General features: G+C 70.9%; 16 protein-coding genes. 5 read left to right on the forward strand and 11 right to left on the reverse strand.

All coding sequences use genetic code 11. The annotated features are described in order from the left end of the window. Positions 1–108: 108 nt before the first annotated feature. From CGL27_RS22610 to CGL27_RS22625, 4 genes are all read left to right on the forward strand, one after another. Entirely contained in the window at positions 109–621 is a 513-nt protein-coding gene (locus CGL27_RS22610; protein ID WP_119989629.1) for an ATP-binding protein, read from the forward strand. An 83-nt stretch (positions 622–704) separates the two neighbouring features. Next, positions 705–1598, forward strand: a complete 894-nt coding sequence (locus CGL27_RS22615) for a hypothetical protein (protein ID WP_119989631.1) — start codon at positions 705–707, stop codon at positions 1596–1598. A gap of 7 nt (positions 1599–1605) precedes the next feature. Next, complete coding sequence (locus CGL27_RS22620) at positions 1606–1878, forward strand: hypothetical protein (protein ID WP_119989633.1); 273 nt, start codon at positions 1606–1608, stop codon at positions 1876–1878. Between the two features lie 453 nt (positions 1879–2331). Then, positions 2332–4788 carry an NACHT domain-containing protein gene (locus tag CGL27_RS22625; protein ID WP_119989635.1) on the forward strand — a complete coding sequence of 819 codons (2457 nt, stop codon included), beginning with the start codon at positions 2332–2334 and terminating at the stop codon, positions 4786–4788. A gap of 251 nt (positions 4789–5039) precedes the next feature. On the opposite strand, the gene CGL27_RS22630 is transcribed toward CGL27_RS22625, so the two are convergent. Then, a complete protein-coding gene (locus tag CGL27_RS22630; protein ID WP_078642155.1) occupies positions 5040–7565 on the reverse strand; it encodes an ATP-dependent Clp protease ATP-binding subunit in 2526 nt (841 codons plus the stop codon). 476 nt (positions 7566–8041) lie between these two features. Here CGL27_RS22630 and CGL27_RS22640 point away from each other — a divergent pair, with 476 nt between their 5' ends. Continuing rightward, positions 8042–8644, forward strand: coding sequence for an SCO3374 family protein (locus tag CGL27_RS22640; RefSeq protein WP_119989637.1), 603 nt, complete (start codon positions 8042–8044; stop codon positions 8642–8644). A gap of 5 nt (positions 8645–8649) precedes the next feature. On the opposite strand, the gene CGL27_RS22645 is transcribed toward CGL27_RS22640, so the two are convergent. The 10 genes from CGL27_RS22645 to CGL27_RS22690 form a co-directional block, all read right to left on the reverse strand. Next, positions 8650–8985 (reverse strand): Lsr2 family protein, encoded by a 336-nt coding sequence (locus CGL27_RS22645; protein ID WP_078642158.1) that lies wholly within the window; start codon positions 8983–8985, stop codon positions 8650–8652. Positions 8986–9206: 221 nt separating this feature from the next. Beyond that, positions 9207–9728 (reverse strand): amino-acid N-acetyltransferase, encoded by a 522-nt coding sequence (locus CGL27_RS22650; RefSeq protein WP_014061627.1) that lies wholly within the window; start codon positions 9726–9728, stop codon positions 9207–9209. A 22-nt stretch (positions 9729–9750) separates the two neighbouring features. Then, positions 9751–10146, reverse strand: a complete 396-nt coding sequence (locus CGL27_RS22655) for a BlaI/MecI/CopY family transcriptional regulator (RefSeq protein ID WP_119989639.1) — start codon at positions 10144–10146, stop codon at positions 9751–9753. Positions 10147–10300: 154 nt separating this feature from the next. Beyond that, positions 10301–10483 (reverse strand): hypothetical protein, encoded by a 183-nt coding sequence (locus tag CGL27_RS22660; protein WP_078642160.1) that lies wholly within the window; start codon positions 10481–10483, stop codon positions 10301–10303. A 130-nt stretch (positions 10484–10613) separates the two neighbouring features. After that, a complete protein-coding gene (locus tag CGL27_RS22665; protein ID WP_240450604.1) occupies positions 10614–11426 on the reverse strand; it encodes a hypothetical protein in 813 nt (270 codons plus the stop codon). A 347-nt stretch (positions 11427–11773) separates the two neighbouring features. Then, a complete protein-coding gene (locus tag CGL27_RS22670) occupies positions 11774–12571 on the reverse strand; it encodes a type III pantothenate kinase (RefSeq protein ID WP_059142477.1) in 798 nt (265 codons plus the stop codon). Between the two features lie 107 nt (positions 12572–12678). Continuing rightward, positions 12679–13713 carry a carboxylating nicotinate-nucleotide diphosphorylase gene (gene nadC / locus CGL27_RS22675; protein ID WP_119989643.1) on the reverse strand — a complete coding sequence of 345 codons (1035 nt, stop codon included), beginning with the start codon at positions 13711–13713 and terminating at the stop codon, positions 12679–12681. Then, the gene (locus CGL27_RS22680) at positions 13710–15491 is read right to left on the reverse strand and encodes an L-aspartate oxidase (RefSeq protein WP_119989645.1); all 1782 of its coding nucleotides are present in this window, start codon (positions 15489–15491) and stop codon (positions 13710–13712) included. Before CGL27_RS22680 ends, nadC begins: the two co-directional genes overlap by 4 nt. Then, a complete protein-coding gene (gene panC / locus CGL27_RS22685) occupies positions 15488–16459 on the reverse strand; it encodes a pantoate--beta-alanine ligase (protein WP_203348471.1) in 972 nt (323 codons plus the stop codon). The genes CGL27_RS22680 and panC overlap by 4 nt, the downstream gene beginning before the upstream one ends. Next, positions 16456–17391 (reverse strand): DUF2520 domain-containing protein, encoded by a 936-nt coding sequence (locus CGL27_RS22690; RefSeq protein WP_078642164.1) that lies wholly within the window; start codon positions 17389–17391, stop codon positions 16456–16458. Before CGL27_RS22690 ends, panC begins: the two co-directional genes overlap by 4 nt. Positions 17392–17435 lie beyond the last annotated feature (44 nt).

A 17435-nucleotide genomic window follows, 5' to 3' on the forward strand; every position in this document is an offset into this window, starting at 1 on the left:
ACACGAGTCAACTTGGAATGACTTCCTTGGCTTCAATGGAAGACATTACAGCGAACACCATATGGTGTGACCCAAGCCACTCAACTTGATCAGCCGAGGGAGACTCGCATGGCAACCGTAGCGCCGCAGGAGCCAACCGCAGGACCGTCGGAGGGACCGTGGACGTACTCCCTCCGCCTCCCCAACGACCCACGGGCGGCCAGGATCTCGCGGGTGACCCTGCGGGCCGTCCTGGCCTCCCACGGCATGGCCGAGCTGATCGACACGGCGGAACTCCTCACCTGCGAGCTGGTCACCAACGCCGTCCGCCACTCCGACGGCCCGGCGCAACTCCGCATCCGCCACCTCTGCGAAAGCCGCCTCCGGGTCAGCATCTGGGACACCAACCCCACCATCCCCGCGCCCTTCGACGCCCCGCCCAGCCCCCTCGACCGCTTCACCGCCCTCACCGAGGCCGCCTCCTGCCTGGACGCGACCTCCGGCCGGGGCCTGCTCATCGTCCGGCTGTGCGCCGACAACTGGGGCGGCTACCCCCTCGCCGACGACCTCTTCGGCATCAGCGGCAAGCTGCTCTGGTTCGAACTCACCCCCCAGCAGAACGCCTACGAGATCGCCGCCTGACCCCCCGCAGACCTTTCCCCCAATCGGGTGATCACCGGTCATTTGCCCCGTGCACATGCTCCGATGACCATACGTTCACGAACATGGTCAGTTCGCGGCACGAGGCCGCACATCGCATCTTTCAAGATCGGCCGGAGTTACTCACTCCGGTGTTCCGCATCCTGGAATTGCCGCTCCCCGAGAAGGCGGCAGTTGAAGTACTCACCCCGGACGCCACCGAGATCCGACCGTTGGAACGGCGCGTGGACAGCGTGCTGCGCGTGACGCCTCCTGACGGCGGCGGCTTCCTCTCGGCCATCGAGGCACAAGGGCGCCGCGACCCAGACAAGGCGGTCAGCTGGGCGTATTACCTCTCGTACATGGCAGCGAAGCACGAGCTTCCGGCACTGCTACTCGTAGTCTGCCAGGACAAGAAAACCGCCGACTGGGCGGCGGGGCCCTTTCGGATCGGCGTGGAAGGGTGGACAGCACTGTCCGTACACCCGCTGGTGCTGGGCCCCGGAAATGTCCCGGTGATCCTCGACCCCGAGGAGGCGTCCCAGGATCTGACCCTGGCTGCCTTCTCGGCCTTGACACATGGGCGCGATCCAAACGCTCCGGCCATACTGAAAACACTGGCTCAGGCCCTCGCCAAGGCCGACCCGGAGACCCGCCCTTACTACTCGGAGCTACTGGAGATCGGCCTGGGGGACACCCCAGCACGAGACGTCTGGAGGAAACTGATGAGCGTGGTAGGCAGCTACTTCCCTGGTCGCGGCACCCTTGTCGAAGAGACCTTCCTGAAAGGCAAGGCCGTGGGTGAGGCCGTGGGAGGCGCGCGCGCCGTGCTACGCACCCTGGAGAACAGGGGTATCCGCACGTCGGCGGAGATCCGCGAGCGCATCACCAACTGCACCGACATCAAGACACTGGACCACTGGCTCGACCGCGCCATGACCGTCTCCACCGCCAACGAGCTCTTCACCGAGGACGGCTGACGACACCATGGCCGTAGTAGGTACCTATTTCCCCGGCCGTGGCACCCTCATCGAGCAGACCTTCCTCAAGGGCCAGGCCCACGGAGAGGCGGCAGGGCTTGCCGAGGGGGTCCTGCGCATCCTCGAACACCGGGGGATCGCCGTCCGGTCCGAGACACGCCGCCGTATCAACGAATGTGCCTACCGCGACACCCTGAGGCACTGGCTCGACCGCGCTTTCACCGTCTCCCAGGCAGACGAGCTGCTGGACGAGCTCTTCGGGGAGGAGCCAGGCCGGTAGGCCCACCGGGCGGGCCCGGAACCGATCCAGGGGCCGGGGCCACCGGCGGGGAGCCGCCGACGGCGGGAGGGGGTGGGGTCGGAGGGGTGGTGTCCTGGACGCTTACGTGTATTTGTGGCGCCAATCCCCGGCCCACCCAACGCCCCCGGCAAATGGCGCCGTAAATATACGGTCCAGGGCGCCGCCCCGGAGGCCCCGCCCCCGGCACCCACCACGAACAGCAGGCGCACCCCCACGCACCCGCACCCGCACCCCACGCAACAGCGCCCCCGCGCCCGGCAACGCACCGCACCGCAGAGCACCGCAACCACCCCCCAGCGCCCCTGAGCGCCCCCGCCCCGTGCCCCCGCCCGCCCCCGGAACCCACGCCGAACCCCCACCATCCCCGGCCCGACCCCGCCTACCCTGGTGGCTTCTGAACGGCGAACAACAGTCACCGGGGGACGGGGCCTCATGGATCCCGCAGCCATAGACACACTGGTCCACGAACTCTTCGTCGCCAACGGGCCGGTGGACCGGCCTGTTCGCATCGCCTCCCTGGTCGCCTTCCAGGGCGACCACCGCACGCTCACCGAACGGGACCTGACCCGAGTCGCCGCCGCGCTCGTCGAAGGCGTCTCCGAAGAGATCTCCGAAGAGGTCGCAGACCAGGCGCGCTCCGCCCTCACCGACGCGCTCGCCCGCACCCTCCACGCCCTCGGCACCGTCGACCTGGACGACCTGCGGGCCGTCCGCCTCGGCCCCGAAGCCTTCGCCCGCCACCTCGCCATCGCCGCCCCCGACGCCGACGAAGAGCTGGACCCGGCGGACGCCCATACCCACGCCGCACTGCGCGAGACCACCTGCGCCCACATCCTCCGCTTCCTCGTCCGCCGCTCCCCCTTCGTCACGGCCGCCGAGGACGCCGCGTTCGAGCAGCGCTACGCCCAGGACATCATCGCCGCCCACGACCACCTCACCATCTACGGCATCGATCTGGCCCACTCCCCCGACAGCTGGCCGCTGGACGCCGCCTATCTCAGCCTGGAGACCGAGGCCGACGGCGGAGGCCCGAGCGCCCCCGCCGAACAGGCCCTCGCCGGACGCGAACGGGTGCTGCTGTGGGGCGTGGCGGGGTCGGGCAAGACCACGCTGGTGCAGCGGCTCGCGGTGTCCGTGGCGCGCGGTGACCTCCCGGCCCCGCTGGCGGGGCTGCGCGGGCGGGTCCCCTTCGTGCTCCCCGTGCGCCGGTTCCGCCGCGACGGCTTCCCGGAGCCGGACGCCTTCCTGTCCGCCGTCCGCTATCCGCACACCGCCGCCCAGCCGCCGGGATGGGCCGAGCGGGTGCTGTCCAACGGGCGCGGGCTGCTGCTCGTGGACGGGGTGGACGAGGCCCCGGAGGGGGAGCGTGAGCGGCTGCGGGAGGCGCTGCGCGAGCTTCCGGCGCGCTATCCGGGAAATGTCTGGCTGGTCACCTCGCGCCCCTCGGCCGTAAGGGAGAACTGGCTGGCCTCGGAGCGCTTCACCGAGCTGAGACTCTCCCCGCTCAGCCGCGAGGGGGTCACCGCGTTCATCCGGCGCTGGCATGCGGCCGCCCGCCAGGACATCACCGACCGTGCCGATCTGGACCGGCTGAGTGGTTACGAGGAAACGCTGCTGGACGCCGTAAGGATTACCCGGGACCTCGGCCGGCTGGCCACCAATCCACTGATGTGCGGTCTGCTGTGCGCGCTGCACCGGGACCGCCGCGGCTATCTGCCGCGCGGCCGGAAAGCGCTCTATGACGCGGCCCTTTCCATGCTGCTGGAACGGCGAGACCGCGAGCGCGCCATGCTGCCGCCGGAGGGAATCGACCTCCCTCAGGAACCGAAGATCCAGCTGCTGCAGAAGCTGGCGCACTGGATGCTCGTCAACGGCCGGTCCGAAATGGACCGGACCACCGCCGTCGAGACGCTCGGCCGTCACCTCCCGGCCATTCCGCACGCGGCGCGGCAGGGCGGGCCGGAGGAGATCTACCGACATCTGCTCAACCGGACCGGTCTATTGCGCGAGCCCACACCCGGTTCGGTCGATTTCGTGCACCGAACGTTCCAGGACTATCTCAGCGCGAGAGCGGTCGTCGAACGGCACGATTTCGACTTCCTGATCGACCACGCACACCTGGACGACTGGGAAGAAGTGATCAGAATGTCGGTCGCTCTCGCCCGCCCCGATGAATGCGGCTACCTCCTGGAGGGGCTGCTGGCGGCCCGTAAAGACGCCCGGCCGGTCCATGCCCGCCATCGCAAACTCCTGGCGGCCGCATGTCTGGAACACGCGACGGAGCTGGACCCCGAGGTGCGTTCCCGGGTGCATCGCTATACCCGCGATCTGGTACGCCCGACCTCGCTGGAAGCGGCCCGCGCGCTCGGCTGGATCGGGCCTATCGTGCTGGAAATGCTGCCCGATCCCAGCGGCGTATCCGATGAGGAAGCCCATCGGCTGGCCGTCACCGCCACCTCGATAGCCGACGACCGCGCCATCGACTATCTGGTCCGGCTGCGGGACCGCGCCTCCTGGGCGGTACGGGCGCAGCTCGCGGGCGCCTGGCGGCGATATGACACCGATCGTTACGCCGAGGAAATCATCGGCCATCTCGATGAGCGGGAACTCGACTTTCCGGTGTCGGACCTGGAGGAACTGCGGGCCCTGCGGCGGCTCGGCGGCCGCCCCTGCGTCCAGATAGCCGGTGCGCTCACCCCGGAACAGCTCGCCGAGGGCCTGGTGGCGGAGCGGCTGACCGAGCTGTGGCTCGCCTACGACCTGGGCGCGGACCTGGACCTGAGCTGGCTGTCCGCCTTCCCCCGGCTGCACACCCTGCGGCTGAGCCACCGCAACACGGGGGTGACCGGGGTCCCGGAGGGCGTCCAGGTCATCGTGGCGGGCGCGTAAGGAAGAACGGCGGGCCGTGCCCCGCAACAGGCCCACGGAAGCCCCCGGAGAGCCCGGAGAGCCCTGGTCCCCGGGCTCTCCGGGCTCTCCGGGCCCTCCCACGGCCGCGCGCGCCCAAGTTGCGCCCCAGTTCGTGTCAGGGCGCGCCAGGGCCCGTCAGGGGCGTGGCCACGCAAAAGGGCCGCCCCGGACCGGAACGGTCCGGGGCGGCCCCGTGGCGATGGACGACGCCGCGTTACCGCGTCGCCGCGTCACGCCTCCTTGCTGAGGTTCGGGCCCGCGCCACCGGCGGCGGACTCGATCGGCGGAGTGTCCGGCAGCGCCGCCTTCTCCTCGCCGCGGAAGGTGAACTTCTTCTCCTCACCCTCGCCCTCGGTGTCCACGACCACGATGTGGCCCGGACGCAGCTCGCCGAAGAGGATCTTCTCCGAGAGCACGTCCTCGATCTCGCGCTGGATCGTCCGGCGCAGCGGCCGGGCGCCCAGCACGGGGTCGTAGCCCCGCTTGGCAAGCAGCTTCTTGGCGTCACCGCTGAGCTCGATGCCCATGTCGCGGTCCTTGAGCCGCTCGTCCACCTTGGTGGTCATGAGGTCGACGATCTGGATGATGTCTTCCTCGGTGAGCTGGTGGAAGACCACGGTGTCATCGACACGGTTCAGGAACTCGGGGCGGAAGTGCTGCTTCAGCTCCTCGTTGACCTTGTTCTTCATCCGCTCGTAGCCGGTCTTCACATCGCCCTGGGCGGCGAAGCCCAGGTTGAAGCCCTTGGAGATGTCCCGGGTGCCGAGGTTGGTGGTCATGATGATCACCGTGTTCTTGAAGTCCACGACCCGGCCCTGGGAGTCGGTCAGCCGACCGTCCTCCAGGATCTGCAGCAGCGAGTTGAAGATGTCCGGGTGGGCCTTCTCGACCTCGTCGAAGAGGACCACGGAGAACGGCTTGCGGCGCACCTTCTCGGTGAGCTGGCCGCCCTCCTCGTAGCCCACGTATCCGGGCGGGGAGCCGAAGAGCCGCGAGACGGTGTGCTTCTCGCTGAACTCCGACATGTCGAGCGAGATCATCGCGTCCTCGTCGCCGAAGAGGAATTCGGCGAGAGTCTTGCTGAGCTCGGTCTTACCGACACCGGACGGGCCCGCGAAGATGAACGAGCCACCGGGGCGCTTGGGGTCCTTGAGGCCCGCACGCGTACGCCGGATGGCCTGGGAGAGCGCCTTGATGGCGTCCTTCTGGCCGATGACGCGCTTGTGCAGCTCGTCCTCCATGCGCAGCAGCCGGGAGGACTCCTCCTCGGTCAGCTTGAAGACCGGGATGCCCGTGGCCGTGGCCAGGACCTCGGCGATCAGCTCCTCGTCGACCTCGGCGACGACGTCCATGTCGCCGGCCTTCCACTCCTTCTCCCGCTTCGCCTTGGCGGCCAGGAGCTGCTTCTCCTTGTCGCGCAGGCCCGCGGCCATCTCGAAGTCCTGCGAGTCGATCGCGGACTCCTTCTCCCGGCGCACATCGGCGATCTTCTCGTCGAATTCGCGCAGGTCCGGCGGTGCGGTCATCCGGCGGATCCGCATCCGGGAACCGGCCTCGTCGATCAGGTCGATCGCCTTGTCCGGCAGGAAGCGGTCCGAGATGTAGCGGTCGGCCAGGGTGGCGGCCGCGACCAGGGCCGAGTCCGTGATCGAGACGCGGTGGTGCGCCTCGTAGCGGTCCCGCAGGCCCTTGAGGATCTCGATGGTGTGGGGCAGCGACGGCTCGGCGACCTGGATGGGCTGGAAACGGCGCTCCAGGGCCGCGTCCTTCTCCAGGTACTTGCGGTACTCGTCGAGCGTGGTCGCGCCGATGGTCTGCAGCTCGCCCCGCGCCAGCATCGGCTTGAGGATGCTGGCGGCATCGATCGCGCCCTCGGCGGCACCCGCACCCACCAGGGTGTGGAGCTCGTCGATGAACAGGATGATGTCGCCGCGGGTGCGGATCTCCTTGAGCACCTTCTTCAGGCGCTCCTCGAAATCACCGCGGTAGCGGGAGCCGGCGACCAGGGCGCCCAGGTCCAGGGTGTAGAGGTGCTTGTCCTTGAGGGTCTCGGGCACCTCGCCCTTGACGATCGCCTGGGCCAGTCCCTCGACGACCGCCGTCTTGCCGACGCCGGGCTCGCCGATGAGGACGGGGTTGTTCTTGGTGCGGCGCGAAAGCACCTGCATGACCCGCTCGATCTCCTTCTCGCGCCCGATGACCGGGTCGAGCTTGGATTCGCGGGCGGCCTGCGTGAGATTGCGGCCGAACTGGTCCAGGACGAGCGAGGTGGAGGGAGTGCCCTCCGCCGGGCCGCCGGCGGTGGCGGCCTCCTTGCCCTGGTAGCCGGAGAGCAGCTGGATGACCTGCTGCCGCACCCGGTTCAGATCGGCACCCAGCTTCACGAGGACCTGGGCGGCGACGCCCTCGCCCTCGCGGATCAGGCCGAGCAGGATGTGCTCCGTACCGATGTAGTTGTGGCCGAGCTGGAGGGCCTCGCGGAGCGACAGCTCCAGGACCTTCTTGGCACGGGGGGTGAAGGGGATGTGCCCGGACGGGGCCTGCTGGCCCTGCCCGATGATCTCCTCCACCTGCTGGCGGACCGCCTCGAGCGAAATCCCGAGGCTCTCCAGGGCCTTAGCGGCGACACCCTCACCCTCGTGGATCAGGCCCAGGAGGATGTGTTCGGTGCCGATGTAGTTGTGGTTGAGCATCCGGGCTTCTTCCTGAGCCAGGACGACAACCCGCCGCGCGCGGTCGGTGAACCTCTCGAACATCGTTAATCGCTCCTCAGAGCGGTCAGAAAGATCGGGGACGATCCCCTCCCTGTCCTTCCGCATGCTAGTCCCGCAACCCGGGACAGCTCATTCCAACTGCCGACAACCGTCCGGATCACCCCCGCTCGCGCGGGGCAAACAGCCACTGGCTTCCTGCCCGAACAGCCGACAACTGCCTTAACCCGATGGTGCGAGACGATGTTCCCGCAGGCCAGGCATCTACGCCCACCGCCAGTACGCCGATGGCGAACGCCGCTTCCTCCCGACACGCGGACCGCCCCTTCCCACTAGGGATGTCTTACCCGCAAGCACAGACAGTCCATGCCGTAGAGGCCGGTTCCATCCGCTACGGGCGAACAACCTTGCGCCCGTTCACCGGCCCTGCAGGACCCCTTACGGGCACGGTGCGCGCACGGGCCCGCACGGTAGGTCATCCAGGGCGTAACCAAGCGGGAGGGCGGAGAGTTCTGCTGGGCATGATCCACAGGGTCCACGGCGCCAGGCCGTCCGCACCGACGACACCGGCTCCCTTTTCACGCTGGTACGAGCGGGAGCTGGGCTGGCCGACGGCCGGCAGCGATCCCGTCGAATTGCTCACGGGGGTGGCCTTCGACGTCATCGAACTGCCGGCCGTGGCCGGAATGGCGATGCTGCGGCGCGTACCGCGGACCGGTCCGGTCGCGGTGGAGGGCGCCTGGATGCGGCTCCTGGTGGCCCCTGGCAGCGCCGACGAGCTTCCGGGGCTGCTCGACTGGCTGGAGTGGGGCGCTGTGGCCCTGGACCTTGGCGCGATCGGCGCCGGTGGCCGGATCACCGCGCCATGCCCCTCCCGCTCCTGGCCGCCGCTCCTGGCCGCCGGGGCGCCCGGAGAGCGATGCCCGCAGGAGGCCGCCGTATGGCTGCGACCTCCCGACCCGAGGGGCGAGGTGGAGCCAACGCTGCCGAGGACAGGCTTCGGGGGCGATGGGGGCGCCCCCGATCTCGTACGGCTCGTGAGCACGGCGGCTACCGAATGCCTCCGCGCCCGATTGGTGCGCGCCCGACCGCTGCCAAGGCAGCGACGAGCCGGGAAAGGCTGACGCGCTCAGCCGTTGGCCTTCTCGTACGCCTCACGAACGGTCGCCGGAACACGGCCGCGGTCGTTGACCTCGTAGCCGTTCTCCTTCGCCCAGGCGCGGATCTTCGCGGTGTCCTGGCTTCCGCCCGACGCCGCGCGCGCCTTGCCCCGGCCGCCGGCGGCCCGGCCACCGGTGCGCCGCCCGCCCTTGGTGTAGGGCTCCAGGGCGTCACGGAGCTTGTCCGCGTTGTTGGTGGTGAGGTCGATCTCGTAGCTCTTGCCGTCAAGCGAGAACGTCACGGTCTCGTCCGCCTCGCCGCCGTCGAGGTCGTCGACAAGAAGGACCTGAACCTTCTGTGCCATGGGGTTCCTTTCAGGGAAAACGGGGGGCTCGGGGGTGCGGCGTTAGCCGCTGATGACTCACCCCCCAGGTAATTACACTACGAGAGAATAGGAAACCGCCTTTCCCGGAAAAACACAAACCCTCCGGGAAGGTTCGATGGATCCACCAAGCGGGAAGCCTCATGGAAGGTCATGTTCCGGAGCTATGTGATAGGGGAGCGATTCGGACATAGGACCCGCGATCACAGTTGCAGAAGCATCCGGCTGTTGCCAAGGGTGTTCGGCTTCACCCGTTCGAGACCAAGGAACTCGGCGACGCCCTCGTCATAGGAACGCAGGAGCTCGCTGTACACATCGCCGTCGACCGGCGTCTCGCCGATCTCCACGAAGCCGTGCCTGGTGAAGAAGTCGACTTCGAAGGTGAGGCAGAAAATGCGCCGCACCCCCAGCCAGCGCGCCGTCTGCAACAGCTTGTCGAGCACCAGGTGGCCTACGCCGGTGCCCTTGAGAGTCCGATCGACGGCGAGAGTGCGGACCTCCGCGAGGTCTTCCCACATGACGTGCAGCGCTCCACAGCCAATGACCTCAGCGTCTTCGTCGCGCTCGGCGACCCAGAACTCCTGGATGTCCTCGTAAAGCGTCACGGTGGCTTTGTCGAGCAGGATGCGATCGTCCACGTACGAGTCGATGAGGCGGCGCACCGCCCGTACATCGCCGGTCCGGGCACGGCGGACGGTGACTACTTTTGATAGTGGGGAGGACATGACCGGACGCTATCGCCCTGGGTCATCGCCCCGACTCACCGGGGCTCTCCCCGGTCTGCCCCAGTTGTGCGACGCGCATGGCATCCCGTAGTGCGTCCCGCTGCTCTTCGGACATCATCCCGAAGAACGCGACGAGAGCGGCCGCGGGGTTGTCACTGGTCGACCACGCTTCGTTCATCAGTGCGGCCGAGTAGGCGGCGCGCGTGGAGACCGCGGCATATCGATAGGCGCGGCCTTCAACCTCCCGGCGCAGCCAGCCCTTGTGATGGAGGTTGTCCATTACGGTCATCACGGTGGTGTAGGCGATCGAGCGTTCCCGCTGAAGGTCTTCCAGCACTTCGCGGACCGTGACCGGGCGGTTCCACTTCCACACCCGCGTCATGACCGCGTCTTCGAGATCTCCCAATGGCCTAGGCACACCGAGAATAATAGTGGGAGATGTCCCGAATGTCGGGAGGTCTGCGCGGGAAAAGCCACACGCCCCGGAACGCGATGCGTCCCGGGGCGTGGTCCGGCGTGCTGCCGCCGTGGTGTGCGGGGGTGGCGGCGCCCGATGGGCCCGATCGATCCGATCAGGCCGTCTCGCGCTCCGGGGCCGGGCCCTCGGCCTCGGAGCGGGCCGCCAGCACCGCGTCCACCGCGGCGTCCTCCTTGGACTTGTTGGCGCCGCCCTGGCTCTTCACCATCGTCACGATGAGCGCGGTGAAGGCCACGGCCATCACGACGGGCGGGATCAGCGCGGAGACATAATCCATGGCTCTCGGCCTCCTTTTGCTCGAGACCACCAGATTACGCGGCGCGCCGCGGCCTCCCGGAGCCGGGCACCGGCCCGGGCGCGGCGGCCCGGGGGCCGGGCGGGCGCAGGGGCGGGGTCCAGGCCCGGGGTCAGGCGGAACGGGCCCCGGCGCCGAGCCGTGACTCCTGCTCCGGCGGCGGCGAGGGGCGGCGCTTGGGCGGGAAGACCTCCGCCGGCGTGGGCACCGGACGCCCCGGGCGCGGCGCCCGGCGGCCCGGCTCCCGTCGCTTCGGCTCCTCGCGGTCGCCGTGCTCCGGCGCCGCGGGCTTCTTGCGCGGCTGCGGTTCCCGCTTGGGCTCGTCGGCCTTCTGGAGCGCCTCCAGCACGACCTCCGACCCCTTCCGCACCGTCCCCTGCGCGGCCGTCCCGGGCGCCGCCGAGACCCCGCCGGGCAGGGCGCGCAGCCGGGGCCCCACGGGGCTCGTGCGCGGCTGTACGACGGCGCCGGCGTGCTCCGCGAGCCGGGCGCGCACGCCCCGCTCGGCAAGGCGCCCGCAGTGGCTCAGCAGCGCGCGTCGGCGCGTCGCCTCACCACCCCCGGCGGCCGACCCGCACAGCGCGCGGAGCGCGGCCAGATCCTCGGCCAGCGGCTCGTAACCGGCCGCGAGGGCGCCCTGGAGCTGCTCGAGATAGCCGACGGCGGCGCCGGGCAGGGCGGCGCGGTAGCGGGCGAGCTCGTCGAGCAGGAACGCTCGCAGCCGCCCGCCCTCGCGGACCGCTTCGTCCACGGCCTCGGCGAGCCGGAGACAGTCCTGGACCTCCTCCGCCCGGTCCGGGCCGAGGGGGCCGGCAGAGGGAGTGACGGGGTCGGGTCGGAGGGCGATGGCGAGGGCGCGTCGGAGCACACGCAGCTCATCCGCACTGAACGCCATTCCGCCGCGGGATCCATATGGCGTGGGCATGGGGCGACTTTAAGTGCTAAGCGGACAAATTTCGCTGAGCGCCGGACGGTGCGGCGCGTTGCGGACGCCGAGCCGCCATACGGAGGAAGCGCCGGACGGGGCCGCGTCGAGGCGGCCCCGTCCGGACCCGGCACCCGGGGCGGACCGTCGCATCCGGGTGCCGGTGTACGTGGTCGACGGCCCTTCCGCTTGTCAATACGGAATTCGAAGTGCCGTCTTTCCCTTGACCGCTCCGCGACCAATGGCGAAGAGCGATCGGCGCCCCGGCGAATCCAGGGCGGCGGGAATTCGTTTCGGAATGCCGTCAATACGGTCGAGCACGCAGGTGAAGAGCTGATCGCCGGTGCTCAGCCGCGCGAGACGTTCCGCTCGTAGACCAGTCTGAGGCCGATCAGGGTCAACCAGGGTTCATGCTCATCGATCACTGAGGATTCTCCTAGCACCATGGGCGCCAGCCCGCCGGTGGCGATCACGGTGACGTCCTCCGGGTCCTGGGCCAGCTCCCGCGCCATTCGCCGGACGATCCCGTCCACCTGGCCCGCGAAGCCGTAGAGGATGCCGGACTGCATGGCCTCCACCGTGTTCTTCCCGATCACGCTGCGCGGACGGGCCAGCTCGATCTTGCGCAATTGCGCCCCGCGTACGCCCAGCGCCTCGACCGAGATCTCGATGCCCGGCGCGATCACCCCGCCCACGTACTCGCCGCGCGCGCTGACCGCGTCGAAGGTCGTCGCGGTGCCGAAGTCGACGACCACGCACGGACCCTCGTACAGCTCGACGGCGGCCAGCGCGTTGATGATCCGGTCGGCGCCGACCTCCTTGGGGTTGTCCATCAGGATCGGCACACCGGTCTTCACGCCCGGCTCGACCAGGACGGACGGCACATCGCCGTAGTAGCGGCGGGTCACCTCGCGCAGCTCGTGGAGCACCGAGGGGACGGTGGAGCAGATGGAGATGCCCGCGATGCCGTCGCCCAGCTCCTCGCCGAGCAGCGGGTGCATGCCCATCAGGCCCTGCAGCAGGACGGCGAGTTCATCGGCGGTGCGGCGGGCGTCGGTGGAGATCCGCCAGTGCTCGACGATCTCCTCGCCGTCGAACAGGCCCAGCACCGTGTGGGTGTTTCCGACGTCGATGGTCAGCAGCATGGGCGGCACCGCTTCCGGGCGGGCTGACGGCCGAGGACGAGCCCTGGGGTGGTGGGTGGGGCGACGGGCGGGCGGATGTTTCCTGCGTCGATGGTCGGCAGCATCGCTTACTTCCCCTCGGCCTCGCGCAGGTCCAGGCCGATGTCCAGGATCGGGGAGGAGTGGGTGAGCGCGCCGACCGCCAGATAGTCGACGCCCGTCTCGGCGTACGTACGGGCATTGGCGAGCGTCAGCCGTCCCGAGGACTCCAGCGCGGCGCGGCCGGCGACCAGCTCGACGGCCTCGCGGGTCCGCTCCGGGGTGAAGTTGTCCAGCAGGATGAGGTCCGCGCCCGCCTCCAGGACCGGCGGGATCTGGTCGAGGGTGTCGACCTCCACCTCGATCGGCACGTCCGGGAACTCGGCCCGCACGGCGCCGAACGCCTCCGCCACCCCGCCCGCCGCGATCACGTGGTTGTCCTTGACCAGCGCGGCGTCCGAGAGCGACATCCGGTGGTTGACCCCGCCGCCGCAGCGCACCGCGTACTTCTCCAGGGCGCGCAGCCCCGGGGTGGTCTTACGGGTGTCACGGACCTTGGTCTTCGTCCCGTCGAGGGCGTCCGCCCACGCACGCGTCGCCGTCGCGATACCGGAGAGCCGGCACAGGAGGTTGAGCGCGCTGCGCTCACCGGTGAGCAGGTCGCGGGTGCGGGTGCGGACGCTGAGCAGCTTCTGGCCCGCCGCCACCCGGTCGCCGTCCTCGACATGCCGCTCGACCTCGAACTCGTCCGTGCAGACGACGGACAGGATCGCCTCGGCGATCCGCAGCCCCGCGACGGTGCCCGCCTCACGGGCCGTGAAGTCACCGGTGGCGAAGGCGTCCTCGGGGACGGTGGCCACGGTGGTGACGTCCACGCCCTGGTCGAGGTCCTCCTCGATGGCCATGTGCGCGATGTCCTCGACCTGGATGGGGTCGAGTCCGGCGCTGATCAGCAGCTCGGCCAGGTCGGGGTCCAGACCGCACTCCATCGGGTCGAGCCCGGCGCCGTCGGCGTCGTCGCCGCAGCCGCAGGCGTCGCCGCAGCCCGCCGCCTCACCGGGGCGGCCGATCTGCAGCAGCGGCAGGGACACGGATGGCTGGCGGTCTTCGGAGGTGCTGCTCACGGGCGGGACTCCGTCTCGGTTCGGGGGGTGGTCGGTGGGGGAAACGCCTCGGAGTCCGTGGAACGCACATCGAGGGCGCCGTCCGGGCCGAGGGTGACCAGGAGGTGGCGGCGCCAGGCGGCGTCGTCCCGCGCGGGGCGGTCCTCGCGCCAGTGGCAGCCGCGGGTCTCCTCACGGCGGAGCGCGGCGGCGACCAGGACCCGGGCGACCAGATGGAGGTTGGTGGCCTCCCAGGTCTCGACCCCCGGCTCGGCCGTCTTGCCGTCCCGCCGCAACTGCGCCGCGGCTTCGTCGTGGACGCGCTCCAGCCGGTCGGCGGCGCGGGCCAGGCTCTCGGCGGAGCGCAGGACTCCGGCGCCGTGGGTCATGATGTGCTGGATCTCGTAGCGGGCCTCGGAGGCCAGTAGGGGCGCTCCACCGGGGGCATCCTCGTCCGGCCCGGGCCGCTCGGCGGCCGTGGCGGGCCGCGCGGGGCCCTCGGCTCCGGCGGCTCCGGCGGCTCCAGCGGTGATGTCCTCCGCGATGCGCTCCGCGAAGACCAGGCCCTCCAGAAGGGAGTTGGAGGCCAGCCGGTTGGCGCCGTGGACACCGGTGCAGGCGACCTCCCCGCAGGCGTAGAGCCCGGGGACGGTGGTGCGGCCGTGCAGATCGGTGCGGACCCCGCCGCTCGCGTAGTGCGCCGCCGGGGCGACCGGGATGGGCTCGGTCACCGGGTCGATGCCGTGCGCGCGGCAGGCGGCCAGGATGGTCGGGAAGCGCCGCTCCCACATCCGGGCCCCGAAGTGGCGGGCGTCCAGGTACATATGCTCGGCGCCGCGCTCCTGCATCCGCCGCGTGATGCCCTTGGCGACGATGTCGCGGGGCGCCAGCTCGGCCAGTTCGTGCTGCCCCTGCATGAAGCGCACCCCGTCGGCGTCGACGAGATGGGCGCCCTCGCCGCGCACCGCCTCCGAGACCAGCGGCTGCTGGCCCTCCGCCTCCGGGCCCAGCCACAGCACCGTGGGGTGGAACTGCACGAACTCCAGATCGCTGACCTCGGCCCCGGCGCGCAGCGCGAGCGCGACCCCGTCGCCGGTGGAGACGGCGGGGTTGGTGGTCGCGGAGAAGATCTGGCCCATGCCGCCCGTGGCGAGGACCACCGCGCCCGCCCGCACCGCGCCCACGCCGTCCCGCCGGCCCTCGCCCATGACGTGCAGGGTGACCCCGGCCGCCCGGCCGGAGCCGTCCTTGAGCAGGTCGAGCACCAGGGCGTTCTCCACGGTGTCGATACCGGCCTCGCGCACCGCCTCGACCAGGGCGCGGGAGATCTCCGCGCCGGTCGCGTCGCCGCCCGCGTGGGCGATCCGGCGGCGGTGGTGGCCGCCCTCGCGGGTCAGCAGGATCTCGCCGGTGCCGTCGTCGGCGTCGAAGCGGGCGCCGGTGGTGATGAGCCGCCGCACCGCGTCGGGTCCCTCGGTGACCAGCGTCCGTACCGCCCGCTCGTCGCAGAGCCCGGCGCCGGCCACCAGGGTGTCGTCCAGATGCTGCTCGGGTGTGTCGCCCTCGCCGAGGGCGGCGGCTATGCCGCCCTGGGCCCAGCGCGTGGAGCCGTCGTCCAGGCGGGCCTTGGTGACCACGGTGACCCTGGCCCCGGCCGCGGCACAGCGCAGCGCCACGGTCAGCCCGGCGACCCCGGAACCGACGACCACGACATCCGCCTCGGTGGCCCAGCCCGGGGCAGAAGCGCGCAGGGCGGTGGCGGGGGCCACGGCTTCGGGCCGCCCGGTCGGATGGGTCATCGGGCGGCTCCGATCCACAGGCGGACGTTGTCTATCAGGCGGGTGGCGCCGACCTTGGCCGCGACGGCCAGCACGGCCTCGCCGGTGTATCCGTCGGAGACCTCGGTGAAGTCGGCGGGATCGGCCAGGCCCAGATAGTCGAGGACGAGCGGCGGTTCCAGCCGCGCCGCCTCGTCGAGCACCACCCGCGCCGCGGACCGCACCGCGGCGGGGGACGCGACCCGTATGAGCTCGTGCTCCTCGGCGCCGGCCGGGCCCTCCCCGGCCGCCAGCAGCCCCGCGTCCCGCCCCGCGAACAGCGCCCGGGACAGCGCCAGCGCGGTGTCCCGCTCCTGGGCCGACAGATAGCGGTTACGGCTGGAGAGGGCGAGCCCGTCGCCCTCCCGGACGGTGGGGACGCCGACGATCTCGACCGGGAAGTCCAGGTCGCGCGCCATCCGGCGGACCAGCGCCAGCTGCTGGGCGTCCTTCTCGCCGAAGAAGGCGGCATTGGGGCGGGTGAGATGGAGCAGCTTGGCGACGACGGTGAGCATCCCGTCGAAGTGGCCGGGCCGCGAGGCGCCCTCGTAGCGCTCGCCCATGGCGCCCGCGGTGATCCGGATGTGCGGCTCGCCGCCCGGATACATCTCCTCGGCGGCGGGGGCGAAGACGATGTCCGCGCCCGCCTCGGCCGCGACCTCGAGGTCGGCGTCGAGGGTGCGCGGATAGCGGTCGAGGTCCTCGCCCGCGCCGAACTGCAGCGGATTGACGAAGACGGTGACGGTCACCAGGCCCTTGGCGCCCACCCGGGCACGGGCGGCGCGGATGAGCGAGGCGTGCCCGTCGTGCAGCGCGCCCATGGTCATCACGACGGCTGTGCGCCCCGGCACGGCGAAGTGGGCGAGCGCCGCGTCCAGATCCGAGCGATGGCGGAACAGCTCCACATCCGGCTCCCCAGGAAGCGCCTTGGTCCACAGCTTCGGGCTCATGTCTCACTGCCTCCACGGCCCCGTGCGTCGGTCACATCCGAGAGCACGCCCAGCAGGTCCTCCGCGAGCTCCGGCTTGAGCAGGCCGTGCGCGAGCGCCCGGTCCGCGGTCGTACGGGCCATGGCCAGATAGCCGGCCACGGCGTGCGGGGCGTGCCGCCGCAGCTCGGCGACATGGGCGGCGACCGTGCCCGCGTCGCCGCGCGCGACCGGGCCGGTCAGCGCGGCGTCGCCGCTGCGCAGCGCGTTGTCCAGCGCGGCGCCGAGGAGCGGGCCGAGCATCCGGTCGGGGGCCTCGACCCCGGACGCGCGCAGCAGCTCCAGGGACTGGGCGACCAGCGTGGTGAGGTGGTTGGCGCCGATGGCGAGGGCGGCGTGATAGAGCGGGCGGGACTCCTCCGCGATCCACTCGGGCTCCCCGCCCATCTCGATGACCAGCGCCTGGGCCGCCAGCCGCAGCTCCTCGGGGGCGGTGACACCGAAGGAGCAGCCGGCGAGCCGCTGGACGTCCACCGAGGTGCCGGTGAAGGTCATGACGGGGTGCAGCGCGAGCGGCAGCGCACCGGCCCGCAGCGCGGGCTCCAGCACACTGACGCCATAACGGCCGGAGGTGTGCACCAGCAGCTGGCCGGGGCGCACCGCACCGGTTTCGGTGAGGCCCTCGATCAGCTCGGGGAGCGCGTCGTCGGGGACGGTGAGCAGCACCAGCTCGGCCCGCGCCAGCACCTCGGAGGGCGGGACGATCGGGACCTCGGGGAGCAGGGCGGCGGCCCGGCGCACGGAGGCGTCGGAGACACCGGAGGCGGCGACCGGGCGGTGTCCGGCCAGCCGCAGCGAGGCGGCGAGGGCCGGGCCGACGCGGCCCGCGCCGACGACCCCGACGGTGAGCCGGGCCGGCCGGTCCTGCGGTTCGGGAAGTGGTTGTGCATTCACGCGACAGCGGCCTTCCGTTCCAGTCCTCAGGGGGTACCGGACGA

Source organism: Streptomyces sp. 11-1-2 (genome assembly GCF_003595545.1).
Lineage (GTDB): Bacteria > Actinomycetota > Actinomycetes > Streptomycetales > Streptomycetaceae > Streptomyces > Streptomyces hygroscopicus_B.

What these genes read in the sequence shown, in the direction of transcription:
- CGL27_RS22640 (WP_119989637.1), top strand. Translation starts at nt 8,042, where the DNA reads ATGATCCACAGGGTCCACGGCGCCAGGCCGTCCGCACCGACGACACCG.
- CGL27_RS22670 (WP_059142477.1), bottom strand. Translation starts at nt 12,571, where the DNA reads ATGCTGCTGACCATCGACGTCGGAAACACCCACACGGTGCTGGGCCTG.
- CGL27_RS22625 (WP_119989635.1), top strand. Translation starts at nt 2,332, where the DNA reads ATGGATCCCGCAGCCATAGACACACTGGTCCACGAACTCTTCGTCGCC.
- CGL27_RS22665 (WP_240450604.1), bottom strand. Translation starts at nt 11,426, where the DNA reads ATGCCCACGCCATATGGATCCCGCGGCGGAATGGCGTTCAGTGCGGAT.
- panC (WP_203348471.1), bottom strand. Translation starts at nt 16,459, where the DNA reads ATGAGCCCGAAGCTGTGGACCAAGGCGCTTCCTGGGGAGCCGGATGTG.
- CGL27_RS22610 (WP_119989629.1), top strand. Translation starts at nt 109, where the DNA reads ATGGCAACCGTAGCGCCGCAGGAGCCAACCGCAGGACCGTCGGAGGGA.
- CGL27_RS22660 (WP_078642160.1), bottom strand. Translation starts at nt 10,483, where the DNA reads ATGGATTATGTCTCCGCGCTGATCCCGCCCGTCGTGATGGCCGTGGCC.
- CGL27_RS22615 (WP_119989631.1), top strand. Translation starts at nt 705, where the DNA reads ATGGTCAGTTCGCGGCACGAGGCCGCACATCGCATCTTTCAAGATCGG.
- CGL27_RS22650 (WP_014061627.1), bottom strand. Translation starts at nt 9,728, where the DNA reads ATGTCCTCCCCACTATCAAAAGTAGTCACCGTCCGCCGTGCCCGGACC.
- CGL27_RS22620 (WP_119989633.1), top strand. Translation starts at nt 1,606, where the DNA reads ATGGCCGTAGTAGGTACCTATTTCCCCGGCCGTGGCACCCTCATCGAG.
- CGL27_RS22645 (WP_078642158.1), bottom strand. Translation starts at nt 8,985, where the DNA reads ATGGCACAGAAGGTTCAGGTCCTTCTTGTCGACGACCTCGACGGCGGC.
- CGL27_RS22630 (WP_078642155.1), bottom strand. Translation starts at nt 7,565, where the DNA reads ATGTTCGAGAGGTTCACCGACCGCGCGCGGCGGGTTGTCGTCCTGGCT.
- CGL27_RS22680 (WP_119989645.1), bottom strand. Translation starts at nt 15,491, where the DNA reads ATGACCCATCCGACCGGGCGGCCCGAAGCCGTGGCCCCCGCCACCGCC.